This window comes from Oleiphilus sp. HI0080 (assembly GCF_001635135.1).
Window position 1 is genome coordinate 1 of the sequence record NZ_LWFU01000615.1, and the last position, 2981, is coordinate 2981.

Here is a 2981-nt window from a genome sequence, read left to right on the forward strand (position 1 = left end):
TAAACAGCAATTGGAGTGGTGGAGCGTTTTATGGTGGTGCTGACAATGACTTGTTGAGCACTACAGGGGGCTATTCCGAGCTTTATGGCGGTTCGGGCGATGATCGCTTCTATTTGGAACAGCAGTCGGTTAACCGTGTAAATCCCGGCCCCGGTCAGGACAAAGTGCATATTGACGATGGTGTGCATGTTATCGAATTGAATCCGGGTTTCGAATTCGTGGAGGTGCGGGCAAACTCATCAAGGGGAGGAGAAAGTGTTCTCGTGTTTGGCGAGGGCTTCAGCGCTTCAGATATGAAAATAACGCCCTTGCTGGATGGAACACCCTGGTTCGATGTCTTGCTCGGTTTCGAATCTCTCGAGGACGAAGTCTTGTTTTCAGGATCCTTAAGCAGGGTTGTTTTTGAGAGCAGTGAAGGCGTCGTGCAATATAGTAGGCAGGCTCTTTTAGATATCGTTGAATCTCAGATAGCGCAGGCGGAGTCTGATGCGGCCGAGGTTTCCGAAACGGCCGCTGTCGAATCTGCTTCGGATGTTACGACCGATGCTACTACCGATACGCAAGCAGTGCCCTCCGACGAACCGGTTCCTGAAGAGGATGCTGCCTCAGCCCAAACGCTAAATATACCCGACAGAGAGTTCGAAGCTGACTTAAGCCAAGTGAGCCTGCCCTATGACGACAGCGTCTATCATCGCTTAAAGCTCTCTAATAATTATGACCCAAAATATCCGTTAGAGGGCTTGGAACGAGACCTTTCTGTTGATCAATTGCGCGAACTGCTCTCGCTCGATAACAGTGCTGATCTCAATATTTCTGGATGGCAGATGCATGATGGGTCTGCAAATATGCAGCGGGATCTCCGAGCTCAAGCCTATGGTTCGCTAGTGCGGTTTACGATCCCTGATGCCGACTTCGTCGGCAGCACTTGGTTTGATTTGGAGTATTCCGTTGATGGTGAGCCGTTTACGGCGCCAATCAGGTTGGATGTAGAACACCAAAATAGTGCGCCGCTTGTCTGGGGCGATTTGCGCGGATATACGGATAATGATGACTACATAGAGCCGCAAGCGTTTACGTTTCCTGTGAGCGTTTATGACAGGCATGGAGTAAATGATCCTGTGCGTCTTATGGACTTAAATCAAGGCGATTTGGCCGAACTGATTTCAGTAGGGAATCCCGAAAATGGCCAGGTTAGTTGGGATTCTTCGGCAGGAATGATTTCCTTCGTACCGGATTGGGCAGCGGCTGTTTCTGGAGGCGTTGAGCTTCGGCAACCCGCGGAGAAATGGCATCACAATTTTGGGTTTGAGGCGACCGTCAGCGATGGTTCAGACGCTCGGACCCAGTGGTTAGACGTCACCGTGTCCTATTCCCAGCAAGATGTTTTGGAGCTGGGTGACGACCATGTCGTGTTCAGTTCTGAGGCTGACCTTCGACAGATTCACCATATAGGTGCGGCTACTTTATTTGCAAACGACGTCACCGAACGCCTGGCGGGACTATCCTTGAATACTGTCTATGAGGGCTTCGGCGGACGGGTTGAATTTGATGCGTATAATCAGGAAGTTCACTTTCAGGCTGATGATGACTTCGCAGGAGAAGCGGGTTTTTGGTATGAGGTAACAGACGGCTATTCAACAGAAACAGCTTGGGTGACCGTCGCACAAGAGGAGCAAGATTCAGGTCAACAACCAGACCAAGATCAGGAGCAAGACCAAGAGCCGGATCAAGATCAGTCCAACGATATACCGCCTGTTGACGAGCAAACGCCTGAAGACAATCCTTTACCAGAACCAGAACCAGAACCAGAACCAGAACCAGAACCAGAACCAGATGTCATCACGCTGGTGTCGCTTGATGTGGAACAGGCTCAGCTTGGCGGGCATCAGGTAGCTACCAATCACGCCGGTTTTGACGGCTCGGGTTTTATCGACATGATTGAGGAAGGAGCACTGGCATTCGATGTCGAAACTTCAGAAGGCGTTTATCAACTTGATGTGCGTTATGCGTTAGCGTATGGAAACCGGCCTTTAGATGTGTTTGTAGACGGCTATTTTGTCGATACGCTAGATTTTCAAGCCACGGGATCTTGGTCGCATTGGGGATCGACCAGTCTGACGATGACGTTTGAAAGTGGTGAGCATAACGTGGCGTTCAAAACGACGGGGAGCAGCGGGGCAAACATAGATAGCGTTGCCTTAGATTTGATTGCTGAAGACTTAGGCGAAGCGCCTGTTATGCAAGAAAGCTATCGATTAGAAGCGGAAGATTATGAGTTTGCTTATGACAATAGTGCGGGTAATAGTGGCGGCCAATATCGCGATGATAATGTAGATATACAGGTGACAAGCGATGCCGGCGGTGGCTTTAACATTGGTTGGATGCGCGCTGGTGAATGGCTTGAGTATTCCTTAGACCTCGATGTTGGTGTTTATGCTGTTTCTGCGCGGGTGGCATCGCCTTACGATACCGGTGTGTTCTCATTAAGTACGGGGCAAGAGCAAATTCTATCGAAAGAAGTCTCTTCGACGGGTGCTTGGCAAAATTGGCAAACACATGAGCTTGGGCAGATTGTTGTTGAGCATGGCACCCCCAATCAGGGAGATCCGGAAGGGCAAGACTTACGGCTTGATGTGCTTGGTGATGGATTTAACTTGAATTGGCTGGAGTTTACGAAAGTTGAGTCGCAGACCTTGGCCTCGACGAGCACTCATTCGGCCGCTGGCAGCCTTGAACCCGGTCTTGCATCAGCCATGGCGGTTGTATCTGCTAGTGATGCAGATGACGCGCACGACGCAGCAATCACAACTGTCAGTCAGCAGGGTGCTACTTACGACTTAGAACTTGTACCGGCGGTGGTTTGAGGAAGGCTGTCAATCCGTATCGGCTACAAAAACTCAAAGGGTCTAGGCCAAGTCGGTTTGGGCCCTGCCCCTTCCACGGTATATTTTGTTATCTAAAGATGCTCATACCAACGCTTT

Annotated in this window: 1 protein-coding gene; it reads left to right on the forward strand. The window is 50.2% G+C overall.

The annotated features are described in order from the left end of the window. Positions 1-2864: carbohydrate-binding protein (locus A3751_RS13520; RefSeq protein ID WP_156492452.1), on the forward strand; the 2864-nt coding region annotated here is incomplete at its 5' end. Between the last annotated feature and the right edge of the window lie 117 nt (positions 2865-2981).